Genomic DNA, 1070 nt, shown 5'->3' with positions numbered 1-1070 from the left:
TACTTGATCTATTAAATTTAGGTTAATCGTCATGAGTCATAGGAAAAAAATAAAACAAACAATTTATACAACGAAGAGTTTGATCCTGGCTCAGGATGAACGCTAGCGACAGGCTTAACACATGCAAGTCGAGGGGCAGCGGGGATTTAGCTTGCTAAATCTGCCGGCGACCGGCGCACGGGTGCGTAACGCGTATGCAACCTACCCATAAGAGGGGAATAACCCGGCGAAAGTCGGACTAATACCCCATAACGCAGGGGTCCCGCATGGGAATATTTGCTAAAGGAGTGATCCGCTTATGGATGGGCATGCGTTCCATTAGGTAGTTGGTAGGGGTAACGGCCCACCAAGCCTGCGATGGATAGGGGTTCTGAGAGGAAGGTCCCCCACACTGGTACTGAGACACGGACCAGACTCCTACGGGAGGCAGCAGTGAGGAATATTGGTCAATGGACGAGAGTCTGAACCAGCCAAGTCGCGTGAAGGAAGAAGGATCTATGGTTCGTAAACTTCTTTTATTGGGGAATAAGAGATGGGACGTGTCCCATTGTGCATGTACCCAATGAATAAGCATCGGCTAACTCCGTGCCAGCAGCCGCGGTAATACGGAGGATGCGAGCGTTATCCGGATTTATTGGGTTTAAAGGGTGCGTAGGTGGGGATTTAAGTCAGCGGTGAAAGTTTGTCGCTTAACGATAAAATTGCCGTTGAAACTGGATTTCTTGAGTATGTTTGAGGTAGGCGGAATGCGTGGTGTAGCGGTGAAATGCTTAGATATCACGCAGAACTCCGATTGCGAAGGCAGCTTACCAAACCATAACTGACACTGAAGCACGAAAGCGTGGGTATCAAACAGGATTAGATACCCTGGTAGTCCACGCAGTAAACGATGATAACTAGGAGTTTGCGATAGACAGTAAGCTCTACAGCGAAAGCGTTAAGTTATCCACCTGGGGAGTACGCCGGCAACGGTGAAACTCAAAGGAATTGACGGGGGCCCGCACAAGCGGAGGAACATGTGGTTTAATTCGATGATACGCGAGGAACCTTACCCGGGTTTGAACGCATTT

At 49.1% G+C, this 1070-nt stretch carries 1 rRNA gene; it reads left to right on the top strand.

Annotated features, from left to right (window positions below):
• Positions 1 to 67: 67 nt before the first annotated feature.
• Positions 68 to 1070: ribosomal RNA gene (locus M2133_RS15580) — 16S ribosomal RNA — on the top strand; the annotation flags it as partial.

Source organism: Parabacteroides sp. PF5-6 (genome assembly GCF_029504695.1).
GTDB lineage: Bacteria > Bacteroidota > Bacteroidia > Bacteroidales > Tannerellaceae > QVMG01.
The sequence above is the reverse complement of the archived record's forward strand: the minus strand, read 5'-3'. Positions and strand labels throughout refer to the sequence as shown.